This is a genomic window from Methanosarcina sp. UBA289 (genome assembly GCA_002496565.1).
In the GTDB taxonomy this organism is placed as follows: Archaea; Halobacteriota; Methanosarcinia; order Methanosarcinales; family Methanosarcinaceae; genus Methanosarcina.
Genome location: DAKJ01000024.1, coordinates 13539 through 28529, shown reverse-complemented (window position 1 = coordinate 28529; position 14991 = coordinate 13539). Strand labels below are relative to the sequence as shown.

Here is a 14991-nt window from a genome sequence, read left to right as displayed (position 1 = left end):
CGAGATATCGGCTCGAGGTAAAGTGAATCTATAGGATCAGATGTTAATCTTGAGAGATATCTATAGATATATTTTTTTCAAGCTGTTTAGAAAAGATCATTTGAAATTGCTTTGAGTCTCTGGCAGACAGCATAAGAAATTATTGATATACTCAGTTTTTCCTTTCTCCAAGCTTATACTATTTTTTGTATGTTTTTCATTTTATGCAGCCGCCAGCTCAAAATATAACGGATCTATGGAACTGTCAATTAATTTTAAAGACAACTCTTATGATTCGTTATCCATCCCACACTACTACACCATTCTTAATTACTTGGAAATCCCGGCTGCAGCGAATGTCAAAGTTGCCAATATTGCCAATATACATTTTATTTTCCTCCACTCGTTTAGTAGATTTCATATTTTTCTTTGCGTACTCTTTCTTCTTTGCGTACTCTTACGCAGTCACCGGTTTAGAACAAAACGAATTAAAGATAGTTGTCCATAACTTTTCCAAAGGTGGCTATGCCAGTGAGTACAAATAGTCATATAATTTTAAAATATATAAAAGTATTAGAATAAAATTTCCTAATTATCAATATATATCAACATCTAGGTGATTGTTAGTTAAAAATGTAGATAATTATATTAAGCCTGTTTTATAGTTTGTGAGCTTTTGTTTTCTTTATGAGGCCTGAATTATTTAACCTATAATTAATTAGTTAAGCAAAATCAGAGTTACTAATGGTAAAATTGATTCTATTTTGGATCTAAACCCATTAAATGCTTCAAAATGTTGAATTTTATAGAGATCAAACATACTTGGATAAAAAGTTACCCTTATCAAGAAATATTTATTGAAGCTAATAATATAGAAAAAAGAATCGAAATAAAGTCGCAAAATGCAGCTTTACTTAAACTCAATGCTTGTAAACGCTCTTATGCCCGTGGATATGGCCCTCTTCGTGGGATTGCTCGATATGTTCTCTTTTGAACCTGATATACGCCTCATTGATTTCATCCAGGCAAACTGGGCAGACGTTTGCTTCTTTTTTCACGATTCCTTTTGAAAAAGCGGGAACCTGCAGTTCCACAAGATAAACCCTGCCTTTTCTTCCGCACAAAGCGAATTTGTTTCTCCTGCAGGAGATTTTGTTTTTATTGATGCTTAAATAATTTTTCTGGGTGGAATCCAGGCAGGTCCCACAAATACCTTTCCAGACACCGTTGGGGTAGAATAATTAATGGAAGAGGGAAAAACTCTATAAGTATACAATCCGATTTTTGATTTAGAAGTTACAGTTAAAATAATCAAAATAGATAATATATTAAAAATAATATAGTAGATAAGTAGGTTTTGCGAGAAATTCTGTTGATTAAAACATATCTGCGAATGTTAGTGCTATGGCAATTAATTCTGGAATATATTTTGGGAAATTAGATTAACATAAAAGGTTTCAAAGTCTATAAGTGATCTAAAATTAAATTACCGATTCGCTAAGTTAAATAGTAATCTTTGACAAAAAAACTGGCTATTTTGTCTTCTAATATGTTGCTTGCCTTCAAGTGTGTTATTTGTGCTCTCTGGGCCAGATGATACTCTAATTTCAGCCATAAAGCCTGCACTGTTACCTTGCAAAGTATTATTATGAGATTTCCCCAGCGTAATATCAAATGAATATCCAATTGATCTGACGGTATTATCAATAAGTTTATTATTATTTGAATCTCTAAGACTAATACAGAAATAGTCATCTATAACTGCATTTTTGCTCAGTTCATTGTTTGAAGAATTTTCGAGGCATATACCATCCCAATTTCTTGATATATTGTTATCTGTTAGCTTATTATTACTTGAATTTTTGAGAAGAACCCCGTTTCTATATTTTCCCCACTTGAACCAATTATAATTTACTTCATTATTTACCAGTTTATTTTTTCTGCAGTTTTTCAAGTAAATTCCACACCCATTTTGAGATGCATTGTTGTTTTCAATTGTAATGTTTTCAGCTTTTTCCAGATAAATTCCATATTTGTCAGAAACCAGTTTATTGCCAGCGATAGTGCCATCCGATCCAGTGTAATATATGCCTGACTTGTTTGTTCCTGTTACATTGAACCCGCTAATTGTTACATTGTCGGCAGTTACATGGAAGACATGATCGCCAGGATTAAGAGCTTGAACGATTGTGTCTTCCGGATTTCCCGACTTTGAGATTATTGCTAATTTTTTATTTACGACCACGTTTTCTACGTAAACTCCTTTATTAACAAGTAATGTATCTCCATCAACAGAGTTGTTTACAGCTTGCTTTATGGAAGTATAATCTCCTTCTCCACTGTTATCGACAGTAATCGTACTCGCTGCAGCAGTAACTGTATTTATAATCAAAAGAGAACATATTATAACGAGATAAATTTTAATTCTCAGCTATATCACCTTCCTGACGATTCACTCTTATATTTTTATATTTTTCAAAAACACCTACTTTACCTTCGGGTCTATATGGAAGTTCTGTAAGGGCCTCAATTTCTTGAAGCTCCCATGTAGTAAGAAAAATTTGATTTTCTTTGTACTGTATAAATTTTTTGATATAAAATATTTATGACAAAATTAAGTAATTACTTAGTGGAACTTGAGCCTTAAATCAAAAGAGATACAATAAGAGACAGACAAAAAAGATATTATTCAACCTACCCAAAATTAGCTTATTGACATTGACTTTGACATGGTATGAGTATAACTACTAAATTACAAAAAAGAAAAAATCTCAACAACCGACAATTATAGAATTCAACACAGAAGTTTTTCTATTGAATTTTAAGTAGTTATTTCAAAAAAGAATAAAAAATAGAGTAGTAACCACAAAAGCAGCTTTATCCTAATTCAATGCTCATGAACGTGCTCATGCCCGTCCCCACAACCCGGACTCTCTATCTGCTCTCTTTTAAACCTGATATAAGTCTCATTTATGGATTCCAGGCAGTTTGTGCAGACATTTACTTTTCTTTTTATAACTCCTTTTGAAAAATTGGGAATCTGAATTTCCACAGGGTAAACTCTGCCTTTCTTACCGCACAGAACGCATTTGTTTCTCCTGCAGGATATTTCGTCTTTGTTAATGCTTAAATAGGTTTTCTGGGCGGAATCGAGGCAGATCTCGCAAAGGCCCTTTCCAGACACTCTTTCAGATAATCCTGTCGTAAGTACCACTGCGTTGATCCATGTAAAATGGGAGATAAACAAGTCTCCAGCCTTTTAAATCAAACTTATATTTTATCCATTGGAGGGTCCCGGATGCATCAAATTCGTTCTTCAGGAATATATAGTGTGCATGCTGGTATGCTGTCTCTTCATCCATGATGACAGGAAGTTTGTTGAAATCTTCCCTGAAAATATCGCTGATTATGGAATCTGCTGGAAGGTTATTTATTGAGTAATGTTTACTCAATTCATCCACATTTTTTTCAGGAAGATTGGCAGCACAGACGTACATAGTACTATCACCACTTAGAAGCTTCTGACCAGTGATAAATCTCCAGACACCTCCCCCCCTAATTTTCCGGTCAGATACATCAATGAACAGATTAAAGACCCAGAATGGAAGAAACACCAGCTTTCTTTTTGGATCAACCTGATTCGGTTTTACAAGTTGTGCTGGAACTGAATAGACATTGTGCGTATCCACTTTGACGCCAACATAATGGTTATTTGTACATCCGAGGACTAGGCCGTTTCCAGCCTCTCCTTTCAATGCTTCCCCACATTCGGGGCAGCTAAGCGGTTTTAACCCCATTCAGTTCACCTCATTTGCTGTGACAACTTCAGTAATCTGATCACCTGTTCTCACTTCAGACCCATACTGCAGTATGTGGAGACTCTTCTCATAATAAGAGTATCCCCATGCGGCAAGGATTCCTCCAACAATTAACCCGATGATGGCTCCCAGAACACTGCCACTGATAATAAAAACAATAGCTACTCCAGCACCGACTCCCATAACCGCACTACCTGCACCAAGCCGGAATCCAAATCCGTTTGCCTGACGACCTCTGTCACCAGGCATATTACCGACTTCGATATTGCCTGAGATACCATTCATCACGACAGAATACTCCTTTCCTTTGTAGTTGTAACTGACTTGCAGGTAGGGAAGGTAAATCAGTTTAAAGGATTTTATTTTCAGGAAAACCTGACAGAACGTACACTCATCCATTTTTGACATGGCATCGTCTTTGGCTCGTCCGGTAACATCTTCATAACTGATATCTTTTGCATCGGTTTCAGAGAGAGTGACAGGAACAAGCGGGATAGATCTCTCCAGTTCAAGGATTGGCTTCGCATCCACGTCGGTATCATAAGTGAATAGACCATATTCGGATTGGTCGCAGGCTATGCTATTCCAGGGATAAGAGTTTTTGTACATATACTTGACGAGATCATGACTCTCGTTGCCATCACTATCCGTTCTTACGTTGTAACCACAAACAACGACACGGACCTCAGTAACAGTCTTCCAAAAAGGAATGTAGACAGTCTGTAGTGCAGAAAGTTTCGCATGGGTTTCCAGATCTTTTGCTCCGCCTTTATGCCGAAACCAGCGCTTTATCTTCTCCCATGCTTCATCATCAGATATTTTTGCGGGAGCAACATACTTTTCCACTCCATAGAATGTGGTGGAGACGTATGCTCCTCTACAATGACCGCAATAAATAACCGGCTCATAGATATCTAGAACAAGTTTAGCGCCACAAAATTGACAGCTGTACTCCTCCAAGTTCTTATGCATCTCAGGAGAAGCATATTTAATGCTTTCTGTATTCATTTTGAAACCTCTCTGGGCAGATCTGCAGCTCTGAGTTTTTCTAAATCTATCAGTAGTTCCAGCCCATCCTGGCGTGACTTATAAAAGACTCCTCCAATGGTTGCAATGAAAATGATAAAGGCAACAGTAAACCCATGTTCAGGCAAAAGCAGGCTTAAACCCGCAACAATACCGCCTGCTATACCAGCATGAAGCCATTTTTTTGCACATTGAGTATAGATTTCACTGGTTTCGCCGGCGAAATCTGTGGCATAAACTGAACCGGTGATCCCATTAACTACCAGAGAGTAGGTTTGATCTCTGTATTGATACAGAAAATGATGGACAGGAACATATACAATCGCTTGTTCTTTTGGTTTACCAGGGAACTTATCCCGAATACCCTCAAGAACATAATCGTCTAAGGGAACCACTTCTCCTGACATTTCTTCTTCATTGTAGAATTCCATATCTCCAGAAGGAATGTTCTCAAGTTTCAAATCCGGGTTTATTTTATTATCCTCTATTAATGAAAATATGGAGACCTTTTCCTCACCATCTACAAGGCGGACAATCTTTGCAACAGGCAAATAATATATCTTCCGCGTCTTTTCAGTGAGATTTTTTAGAAGATCTGGTGCTTTCCCAGGCCCTGTAGCCCACCTTTTAAATATATCTTCAGCACGTAGAGCTGTGATCTTAATAGGCATGAAGTAGATGTAGAGCTTGTCTGCTTTGTTCAGGCTTGTAGTTGTGCCACAATATATACAGGTAAACTTATCTATAGCATGACTGACTTTTATTTCTCTACCACACCCTGTACACTCTACTTTCATATGCCATCAATCCCTCTTATAAACTGATGTAACTCCGGGTTTTCATTGTCATTGATTTTGACCGCGGACTCGGTACAAAAATAAAAAGGTGAGAGAAAGAGGGAAAGATTTTGGTTTTTCTCACCGTATAAGTAGAGAACTCCTCCTCTTGATCCGCCACCATACGAATCAGTTTTTATTATTGGCATAATGACTTCCCACCTCAGTCCATCTTTTTCCCGCAATATGGGCAGAATAGAGCACCAGCAGGGCCTTCCTTATCACACGATGGGCATGTCTTGGCGGCTGGTGTTCCACAGGCAGGACAGAATGCTGAACCTGCAGGAACGATGCCCCCACAGTTTAGACAAGCAGTACTCTGTGGTGTCTGGTTTGGTACCTGCTGGTCCTGCATTATGCTCTGTGTCAGAAGACCAAGACCTACGGCCACCTCAGCTCCCAAGCCTGCCACGCCACTGCTGCCAGTTGCTGCGCCTTGTGCAATTCCATGGAGAACATTGGCCTGACCCAGCATCTGCTTATTCTTTACTGCCTGTGGGTCGAGGCCTGCCATCAGGTTAGTAGAGTCAACATCTGCCTGCCTGACCTGCAGCTTCTTTCTATTTGCTACATACTCGGGATCGACGCGTACATTGAAATTGTTATAGTCAATAATGTTAATCCCGAATTTTTCAACACAGTTTGCATCGGATGCCGCTGCGAAAGCATTAGATAGCCTGTCACGATGCGAATCTATAGAAAAGACGGACATTCGGCGGTGACCGTTCTCATCTTTTGCTTCCAGTTCCTTTGTCAATAACAGCTTAATCTGAGATGAAGTGTTTTTATTTAAGACTTCCTCGACCTCGCGTTGTGAGATATCTCCCGCATAACCAAAATGACTGAAGAATGTCTGGATACTAATTTCATCGGGTTTAAGAGCAAATGTGTAATCAAAATTTATGCCGATCTCAACTGGGGCATCCCCGCCCTTTAATGTTGGGTCCAAAAACGTACCCTTTTCGCCATAGCGGGCAAGGAATCTCCTTGTATTTACCATATATACGTCAATCACACTGATAGCACCAGTGATTTCTTTGATAATACCAACATTATCACTATTAAGTATCACTTTCTCCTGACCGATAAAGACCTGTTTGACGGCGCCATTGTGGACAACTACAGCTGCTTCGGTAGGGCCTATAACAATCTCATCATTAAAATTGAAACTTTTACCTTTGGGATATACTCTCTTTACCACAGTTATGGGTTTGTCGATGTCATCCCATACATAGACATCTTTAAAAAGACCAAAGAATCCCATATTACATCATTCCTTCATCTGCGAATACTTTCTTATTCAGAATAATGTCCATTCTTTCAATCAACGCCTTTTCAAAGCTACTCACATTCTTGCGTATCTCTCGTAAATCTGTCCCCATTTGCGAGAGGTCGCCAATTCTGGCACTATCTTGAATTTTTTCTGCAATAACTGCGAGATTTTCAACAATCTCAATCAACCTTCTGTCATAATCGTATAATGAAAACATTCGTTGATACGTCATGTAGAAGTTTTGAGTTACTCCATAACCCCAGCCTCCAGTTTGTTGTTTGGAGATTGCATTCTGGAGTCTACGGACCGGATCAATTGCTGCTTTAATATCACCTGCAAGCAGAAACCCATGTTCTTGGATAAGGTCCGCTTGTGCTTCACCTAGTCTTGCCAGAACCCTTGTTTCGATCTCTTTTCCAAGCTGTTTACGCAGTTCGATATCAGATGCACGCGCATCCTCTTCAAGCCGGTAACCACGATAAAAAGGAATCGCGAGTTGAATTTTCTTGAGCAATCCACGCTCCCTTTCAATCTGTTCTCTTACGTCAACCACAGTCAACAACTCCAGTTTACGTTACTTCATTCCGCTTTTCTTTCTATACAAGAGACCAATGATGCCTGCGAGTGCAACTGAGATTACTATGCCCGCGACAACCAAGGTCAGCGAGGCCTCGGTGAAGGTTACGAGCAATATTGCGACTCCTATTATCATGAGAAATAGACCAAAACCTGCAAGGGTAGTCTCTTTTTTTCCAACAAAATAAGCCAGTATGCTGCACGTAAGACCAACGCCGAGTAAGAAAGTACCCACCGATGGGATTAACTCCAGACCAAAATATCGTAAGAGCATTGCTATCCCGATAAAGAGAAAGACCGATAACCACCCTAAGCGGTACCTTGTATTGTCAACTTGATACATGAGAATCACCATAGTTTCTAAAGGTTTCAGCAATGGAGTGATACCCACCTGATCGAGGAAGTTTTCATGGAAAAAAACGGTATGGAAATCAGAAGATATGCCTCAAATCGGCGCGAGTGATTTGGGTAGTTTAGATCACTTTTACGTATATCAGAAATTTATTTGCTGAAACTCATCTAGTGACTTCACTCTCATCCTTTTATTTTTATGAATCGTGCAAACTATAGACATATATAAAATATGTCTATAAATATAGAAATTATTTTATATAGTTAAAAAGTTAGAAGGATAGATAAATGTTTCGGTTTTTAAAAACTAAATATACTTCGAGAAAATACCTGTGAACTAAATATGATGACCAAGTTTTCAAAATCTATTCATGCATATAGTTTCGAAAGGAAGATTATCTCAAATAAAGTGGGATAAAACTGCTCGTAGGAAACAAAATAAACAGTAACAAGAAAAAGTAAAACTCAGTGAAAGTGCCTTCCCACTGAAAAAAAGCAATCTGCCAAAGAAACCAAAAGAGTAAAAATAAAGCCACAAAACGCAGCTTTACTCAAATTCAATGCTCATGCCCGTGCCCACAACCCGAACGCTCTATCTGTTCTCTTTTGAACCAGGTATAAGCCTCATTTATGGATTCCAGGCAGTTTGTGCAGACGTTTACCTGTCTTTTTATGACTCCTTTTGAAAAATCGGGAATTTGAATTTCCACAGGGTAAACTCTGCCTTTCTTACCGCACAGAACGCATTTGTTTCTCCTGCAGGATATTTCGTCTTTGTTAATGCTTAAATAGGTTTTCTGGGCGGAATCGAGGCAGATCTCGCAAAGTCCTTTCCATAGACCCTCGGGATAGGCGAATTTGAGAAGGGGAGGAAAGGTCCTAATCGGAATAACGATCGGGAGTGCACGTCCGCAAAGATCACAGTCTGTCATTTTCTCGTTCCTCCTTATATAAGTACATGTGCCGCATCCATTGCCCACTGTAAAAAGGGTTCGGGCCAGAGTCCCATTGCCAGTACGCCTGCAGCTGCAAGCAGGAGGGCTGCTGCGTATGGGAAAGGCAAACTAATCTTTTTGCCTTCAGGGGGAAGGAAGTACATATACCTTACAAGCCGTGCATAATAAAACAATGAAAGGGCACTGTTCAGGATTGCAATTACCGCAAGCCAGGTCATGCCTGCCTGAATGGCTGAAGAGAAAAGCACGATCTTGGCCATGAAACCGGAAGTCAGGGGAATCCCTGCAAGGGCAAAGACAAAAACCGTCATGCAAAGGGCTGCCAGCGGCATTCTCTTTCCAAGGCCCCTGAAGTTATTCAGGTGGTCGGGAACTTCCAGATCCCCTGTTCTTTGAGTAGTTATCATCCAGACAACTGCAGCGGCTGCAATAAAGGCTCCTCCTTTCATAAAGGCATGGGCAAGGGTATAGAAGATTCCGCCTGTAAGCGCCATTGGGGTCATTACTACAAAAGCCATTGCAATATATCCTGCCTGAGCCAGGGAAGAGTAAGCAAGCATACGTTTTACGCTAGTTTGGGATACTGCAACCACGTTTCCGAAAGTCATGGTTACAACTGCCAGGAGCGCAAAAGCGAATTGCCAGTCAGGCTGAAGGGCAGCAAGGGCTATGAGGAAAACCCTGAAAGCTGCCACAAAACCCATCTTCTTTGACCCGGCTGCAAGCAGAGAAGAAACAACTGAAGGGGAACCCTGATAGGCATCCGGAGCCCACATATGAAAAGGCACAAGAGCCATCTTGAAGCCGAAGCCTGCAATAAGCAACACGACTGCAACAAGCCCTATCGGGTTTGCTGCCAGGAGGGAGGCATTTTCAGCAATCAAGGGAATACTGGTAGTGCCTGTTGCTCCGTACACAAAAGAGATCCCAAAGAGCATAAGCGCTGAAGAAACCGCGCCTATTACAAAGTATTTCATGGCTCCTTCGAGAGACTTTGGATTCTGTTTCTCAAAGCCCGCAAGGGCATAGGTAGCAAAACTTGCCAGCTCAAAGGCGCAGAAAAGCAGAATAAAGTCATTTGAAGATGCAACAACCATCATCCCGAGGGTTGCGAAAAGCACAAGGGCATAGAACTCTTCAGTATGGTCACTGTTTTCATTATACTTGATTGAAGCAAGCGAAACGATCAGGGAAACTGCCAGGAAGACCAATTTGAAGAACTGGGAAAGGGCATCAATGCTGACCGTGCCGGAAAACATTGTAGCTTCGATCCCGAAACTCTGTACTGTCAGGCCCAGGGCTGCAAGGATTCCCAGAGTTGCCAGGTAACCCAGCGTGTTCTTGGCCCGAGGGGACATGAAGACCCCTATAAACAGTATGATCAGGCCGGTTGCAGCGACTGTGATTTCAGGTGCAAGGAACATTAAATTCTCCATTTCTTACACCCCCAGGGCAGCCGCGAGGCTTACTATTGCTTCCGAATTCGTAATCATCATATTAAGCACCGGATTCGGGTTCCAGCCAAAATAGACCACAAGCAGGGCAATTATTCCCATCGAAAAGACCTGAAGAGAATTGATGTCCCTGACATCTCCAAGCTTCTCATTATAAACTCCGAACATTGCCCGCTGCATTGCCCAGAGGTGGTAACCTGCAGTAATCACTATTGCTAGCAGGGCAAGCAGGACAAACTGTGGCAGGTTAACGTAGCTGAAGGCGAGCACCAGGAATTCAGCAATAAAGCCGGTTAGTCCTGGCAGGCCAAGGGATGCCATAAACCCGAGCATCATAATCACAGCCAGGTTCGGCATCTTCTTTGCAAGCCCGCCAAGGTTATTGATTATCCTTGTACCCGTGTTTGTCTGGATTGCTCCTGCGGACATGAACAGAATGCTCATAATAAGCCCGTGGGAAAACTGCTGGAACATAGCGCCTGAAACAGACAGAGTAACAAGGCCTGCTGAACCCAGTATTACAAATCCCATATGGCTCAAGCTGGAATAAGCGATCATGCGCTTGAGGTCTTTCTGTCTCAGAGCCACAAGAGCCCCATAAAGGATGCTGAAAGCCCCAAGGAAGCCCAACAGCATAATTATCAGCCTGGGACTGCCAGTGTTTGGGAGCATTGGAAGTGAGATTCTGAAAAGCCCGTATCCTCCGATCTTAAGCAGGATAAAGAGTACACTGCCTGCTGTAGGGGCTTCGGTATAGGCATCCGGCAGCCAGGAATGGAAGGGAAAGGTAGGCAGCTTTGTCAGGAATCCGAAGATTATTGAAAGGAAGATTGCATCCCTTAGCAGACCTGATTCGAAGAACTGGAACTGTGAGACCAGCTCTCTGATATCAAAAGTGGGAATCCCGGTCTGTTGCCAGGAGGCATAGAAGAGTCCAAAGATCCCAAGCAGCATTACCAGAGAGGCAACATGTGTGTAAATGAAGAATTTGTAAGATGCATGGACCCGTTTTTCTCCTCCCCAGATATTCACCATGAAGAAGAGAGGAATGAGAGTAAGCTCCCAGAAAATATAGAAGACCAGGAAATCAAGGGCTACAAAGACCCCTATAACGGCAGCCTGCATGGTAAGGATCAGACCGTAAAACCTGTTAGGAGCTTCCCTGTCTTCATTCCAGCTGTAAAGGATCAGGAACGGGATAACTATCGCGTTCAGGAGAATTAGAGGCATGGAAATGCCATCAATTCCAACGGAATATTTGGCGCCTAGCGATGGAATCCATTCTATCGACTCAAAGAACTGCATGGCAGCCGTACTGCTGTCAAATTTCAGGTAGGCATATAGAGTAAGCCCGAGAGTTGCAAGGGACCCTAAAAAGGCCAGTCCTGCAGCCTGCGTTTTCGTTTTTGTGAAAAAGGTCACTGCTGCGAAAATAAGCGGCACCAGAATCAACAGTGATGCGACCGGCAGCATCAGAGCACCTCCAGAATTAACTTAATAAGTATTATCAGCAGGCTTACACCCACAATTACTCCAGTAGCATAAGTCTGGATAACCCCGGTCTGAACTCTCCGGAGCTCCTCACTTACCCCAACTGTAAGGATTCCGATTCCTTCCACGATGCTGTCAATGATCACATCAAACACCTGCGAAAGGAAAGCAATGATTCCGTATACGATTCCGAGAGAGAAGAACTCAGTATAGATTTCATGCTGGTAATAGCGCTTGTAAAGCAGCCTGTAAACCGGATTCTTCATGGAAGCAAGCGACCCGAGTTTAATTATCCTCAAATAATAGATAACGAAAGAAATTGCAAGACCTACAACAGCGACCAATAACGGAAGCCACAGGACAAAGAGCGGTTCGTGCCCTGCTGCCTCTACAAGCTTGTTTCCGCCTATGCCGGCAAGGTCTCCTATATCCAAGTTTACAAAGCTGTTGGCAAAGGTTTCCTCAAGGAAATTCATGAAACCGGTTCTTGTCAGTGAGCCGAAAGCAAGGGCAAAAAGTGCAAGAATGGACAGGGGTATAGTCATAATGGCAGGAGATTCGTGCCCGTGATAGTTGCTTCTCGGCTCTCCTGTAAAGGTCATGAAGATCAGCCTGAAGATGTAAATGGATGTCAGAAGAGCGGCTGCAATTGAGAATATATAGGGGATCCAGTTGCTGCTGTGTTCTCCAAAAAGATATGCAGCTTCAATAATCGGGTCCTTTGACATGAAACCGCTTGTTCCTATTGAGGTTCCGGGAATCCCGAATCCTGCAAGTGCAAGGGCTGCAACTGTCATGGTAACTGCAGTAATTGGCATTACCTTTCCTACGCCTCCGAGTTCTCTCATATCCTGGGTGCCAACTGCATGAATTACACTACCTGCACAGAGGAAAAGGAGCGCCTTAAAGAAAGCATGGTTAACAAGGTGGAAAATGGAGATTCCAACAGCTTCAAGTCCTATTGCCGAACCAAGGCCAAGGCCAAGCATCATGTATCCGAGCTGGCCTATGGTTGAGTAAGCAAGCACACGCTTGAGGTCGTTCATTACGATGCCCATTGTGCCTGCAAAGAGCGCGGTAAAGCCTCCGAGGTAGGCGACTACCATAAGGGAGTCAGGGGCCGCAATAAACATCGGGAAGGTTCTTGTGACCAGATAGACCCCGGCAGTAACCATTGTCGCAGCATGGATAAGGGCTGAAACCGTTGTCGGGCCTTCCATTGCATCAGGCAGCCATACATGCAGAGGAAACTGACCGGACTTTCCTATGGCTCCTCCGAAGAAGAGCAGGGTGATAATAGTAAGGTGGCTTACTTCAAAACCGAAAATGTTTGCCTGAAGTGTAGACAGCTGAGGGATATAGCTGAAGATTTCATCAAAGCGGAGCAGGTACGTTCCGTCCGAAAATCCTCCTGCAAGTTTCAAGAGATCGGAAGTCAGTACGATTATTCCGGTAAGAAACATTACGTCTCCTACCCTGGTTGTCAGGAAAGCTTTCTTAGCAGCCGCTGCAGCCGAGGGTCTTTCGTACCAGAAGCCGATCAGAAGATAAGAACACAGTCCTACAAGTTCCCAGGAAACAAAGAGCTGAAGGATGTTGTCCGAAAGCGCCAGGGAAAGCATTGCCGCAGTAAAGAGTGCGGTTTCTGCAAAATACCTGGACTCTCCCGGGTCACCGGACATATAGCTAACCGCGTAGATATGGATCAGCAGGCTCACGAAAGAAACCATTGACAGCATTACCGCAGCCAGAGGATCAATTAATATTCCGATGTTGAGCACTGCAAACCAGGAATAGGACTGGCTTATAACCTCGCTGGGGTTTGCCAGCAACCTGAGAGTAATTATTAAAGAGATTACGAAAGAGGTGGCAATTGCCAGTATAGGGACTATTGCCCCACCCGAAGGCATTTTCCTACCGAAGAAGAAGGTGATCACAAAAGCCAGTGCCGGAAGCAGTGGAATTAATAATGCAAATTCTTCCAGAGCCGTTTTTACCACCTCAGGATCTTGAGCTCATCAAGGTTAATCTTATCATGCATTCTGTAGATTGCCATCAGGATTGCAAACCCGACCGCTGCTTCGGCGGCTGCAAGGGCAATTGAAAAGATGGCGAAAACCTGACCGTCAAGTGTGTTCGTGTAACTTGAGAAAGCTACAAGGTTTAGGTTTGCGGAGTTGAGCATGAGCTCAATGCACATAATCATCCTGATGCCGTTTTTGTGTGTCATTACGCCATAGAGCCCGATTGAGAAGAGTAGGGCTGCAAGCCCCAAGTAAAAGTTTAAAGGAATCACCGGTTACCCTCCCCTTTTGCCATGTAAATCGCTCCTATGAGGGAGGCGAGCAGGACAATTGAAAGGACCTCAAAAGGCGCTACGTAATGAGTAAAAATCAGCATGCCTATGCCCTCTATATTACTCTGGTCAGCCGGGTTTTGGGGGAGTTCGGAAACTGTGTTCCAGGAGGTCCCAAAAGCCCCGACTACCACAACCGCTGTAAAGAGCAGAGCTACGAAAAAGGCTAAAGGTTGATTAATCCTCACCGGGTTCACCTCCTATCTCGTGCTTTGTCAGCATAACCGCAAAGAGAATGAGCACTCCAATTGCTCCGATGTAAACGAGCACCTGAATAACTCCCAGGAACTGGGCATTCAAAAGGATGTAGAGAGCTGCAATTCCAAACATGCACATGATTAGGGCAAGCCCGGCCCGCACAATATCTTTTGCAATTACCACGAAGATTGCAAAGAATACCGTAGCGATAGCAAGAATCCCGAATACGGCCATTTCCAGAGCTAATCCGATTGTTTCAAGTCCGATCATCTCTCGTCACCTTTCTCAAGATCGACTTCCCTGGCGAGTTTTTCAGGGGTCATAAGCATGTCTTTGTGGTGCCATTTAACGAGACCTTTTGTGTATTCCTTACCGCTTGAAAGTGCGCCTTTCGGACATTGGTCGATACATAGCCCACAGAAAAGGCAGTGCCCTATGTCAATCTGAGGGAACCAACGCTGTTTCTCACTGCCTGGCCCAATCGGAGCTTTTACGATCTTGATTGCGGCATTGGGGCAGGTATTGGCGCAGATACCACAGCCTATGCATTTACTTTTGTCAAGTATCTGAAGCCCCCTGAACCGGTCGGAAAGTTCGCTGGGTTTTTCCGGATACATTCTGGTTACGGGAGGCCTTGAAATGTTTCTGATAGCATATTTAATGTTTTTAAGAACCAT

Annotated in this window: 17 protein-coding genes and 1 pseudogene; all 18 read right to left on the bottom strand. The window is 42.6% G+C overall.

All coding sequences use genetic code 11. The annotated features are described in order from the left end of the window. Positions 1-899: 899 nt before the first annotated feature. Positions 900-1202 (bottom strand): annotated as a pseudogene (fpoO, locus tag BP549_RS13135) (F420H2 dehydrogenase subunit FpoO); the annotation flags it as partial. A gap of 263 nt (positions 1203-1465) precedes the next feature. Next, positions 1466-2371 carry a right-handed parallel beta-helix repeat-containing protein gene (locus BP549_RS13130; RefSeq protein ID WP_292381322.1) on the bottom strand — a complete coding sequence of 302 codons (906 nt, stop codon included), beginning with the start codon at positions 2369-2371 and terminating at the stop codon, positions 1466-1468. A gap of 495 nt (positions 2372-2866) precedes the next feature. Further along, on the bottom strand, positions 2867-3193 hold the full coding sequence (gene fpoO / locus BP549_RS13125) for a F420H2 dehydrogenase subunit FpoO (RefSeq protein WP_292381319.1): 327 nt from the start codon (positions 3191-3193) through the stop codon (positions 2867-2869). After that, a complete protein-coding gene (locus BP549_RS13120; protein WP_292381317.1) occupies positions 3168-3776 on the bottom strand; it encodes a hypothetical protein in 609 nt (202 codons plus the stop codon). Before BP549_RS13120 ends, fpoO (BP549_RS13125) begins: the two co-directional genes overlap by 26 nt. Continuing rightward, complete coding sequence (locus BP549_RS13115; RefSeq protein WP_292381314.1) at positions 3777-4805, bottom strand: hypothetical protein; 1029 nt, start codon at positions 4803-4805, stop codon at positions 3777-3779. Beyond that, a complete protein-coding gene (locus BP549_RS13110) occupies positions 4802-5620 on the bottom strand; it encodes a hypothetical protein (RefSeq protein ID WP_292381311.1) in 819 nt (272 codons plus the stop codon). Before BP549_RS13110 ends, BP549_RS13115 begins: the two co-directional genes overlap by 4 nt. After that, positions 5617-5808, bottom strand: coding sequence for a hypothetical protein (locus tag BP549_RS13105; RefSeq protein WP_292381308.1), 192 nt, complete (start codon positions 5806-5808; stop codon positions 5617-5619). Before BP549_RS13105 ends, BP549_RS13110 begins: the two co-directional genes overlap by 4 nt. Before the next feature lie 14 nt (positions 5809-5822). Then, positions 5823-6923, bottom strand: a complete 1101-nt coding sequence (locus BP549_RS13100; RefSeq protein ID WP_292381306.1) for a double zinc ribbon domain-containing protein — start codon at positions 6921-6923, stop codon at positions 5823-5825. Position 6924: 1 nt separating this feature from the next. Further along, positions 6925-7485 carry a hypothetical protein gene (locus BP549_RS13095; protein WP_292381304.1) on the bottom strand — a complete coding sequence of 187 codons (561 nt, stop codon included), beginning with the start codon at positions 7483-7485 and terminating at the stop codon, positions 6925-6927. 21 nt (positions 7486-7506) lie between these two features. Next, positions 7507-7782, bottom strand: a complete 276-nt coding sequence (locus tag BP549_RS13090; RefSeq protein ID WP_292381301.1) for a hypothetical protein — start codon at positions 7780-7782, stop codon at positions 7507-7509. Positions 7783-8416: 634 nt separating this feature from the next. Further along, positions 8417-8791, bottom strand: coding sequence for a F420H2 dehydrogenase subunit FpoO (fpoO, locus tag BP549_RS13085; protein WP_292381299.1), 375 nt, complete (start codon positions 8789-8791; stop codon positions 8417-8419). A 14-nt stretch (positions 8792-8805) separates the two neighbouring features. Next, positions 8806-10251 carry a F(420)H(2) dehydrogenase subunit N gene (fpoN, locus tag BP549_RS13080; protein ID WP_292381297.1) on the bottom strand — a complete coding sequence of 482 codons (1446 nt, stop codon included), beginning with the start codon at positions 10249-10251 and terminating at the stop codon, positions 8806-8808. A gap of 3 nt (positions 10252-10254) precedes the next feature. Beyond that, positions 10255-11742 (bottom strand): F(420)H(2) dehydrogenase subunit M, encoded by a 1488-nt coding sequence (fpoM, locus tag BP549_RS13075; protein ID WP_292381295.1) that lies wholly within the window; start codon positions 11740-11742, stop codon positions 10255-10257. Next, on the bottom strand, positions 11742-13760 hold the full coding sequence (gene fpoL / locus BP549_RS13070; RefSeq protein WP_292381294.1) for a F420H2 dehydrogenase subunit FpoL: 2019 nt from the start codon (positions 13758-13760) through the stop codon (positions 11742-11744). The genes fpoM and fpoL overlap by 1 nt, the downstream gene beginning before the upstream one ends. Continuing rightward, positions 13754-14056 carry a F420H2 dehydrogenase subunit FpoK gene (fpoK, locus tag BP549_RS13065; RefSeq protein ID WP_292381292.1) on the bottom strand — a complete coding sequence of 101 codons (303 nt, stop codon included), beginning with the start codon at positions 14054-14056 and terminating at the stop codon, positions 13754-13756. The genes fpoL and fpoK overlap by 7 nt, the downstream gene beginning before the upstream one ends. Then, positions 14053-14304, bottom strand: coding sequence for a F420H2 dehydrogenase subunit FpoJ (gene fpoJ / locus BP549_RS13060; protein WP_292373076.1), 252 nt, complete (start codon positions 14302-14304; stop codon positions 14053-14055). The genes fpoK and fpoJ overlap by 4 nt, the downstream gene beginning before the upstream one ends. Further along, positions 14294-14584: an NADH-quinone oxidoreductase subunit J gene (locus BP549_RS13055; protein ID WP_292381290.1), complete on the bottom strand. Its 291-nt coding sequence runs from the start codon at positions 14582-14584 to the stop codon at positions 14294-14296. Before BP549_RS13055 ends, fpoJ begins: the two co-directional genes overlap by 11 nt. Beyond that, positions 14581-14991 (bottom strand): F420H2 dehydrogenase subunit FpoI, encoded by a 411-nt coding sequence (gene fpoI / locus BP549_RS13050; protein WP_292381288.1) that lies wholly within the window; start codon positions 14989-14991, stop codon positions 14581-14583. Before fpoI ends, BP549_RS13055 begins: the two co-directional genes overlap by 4 nt.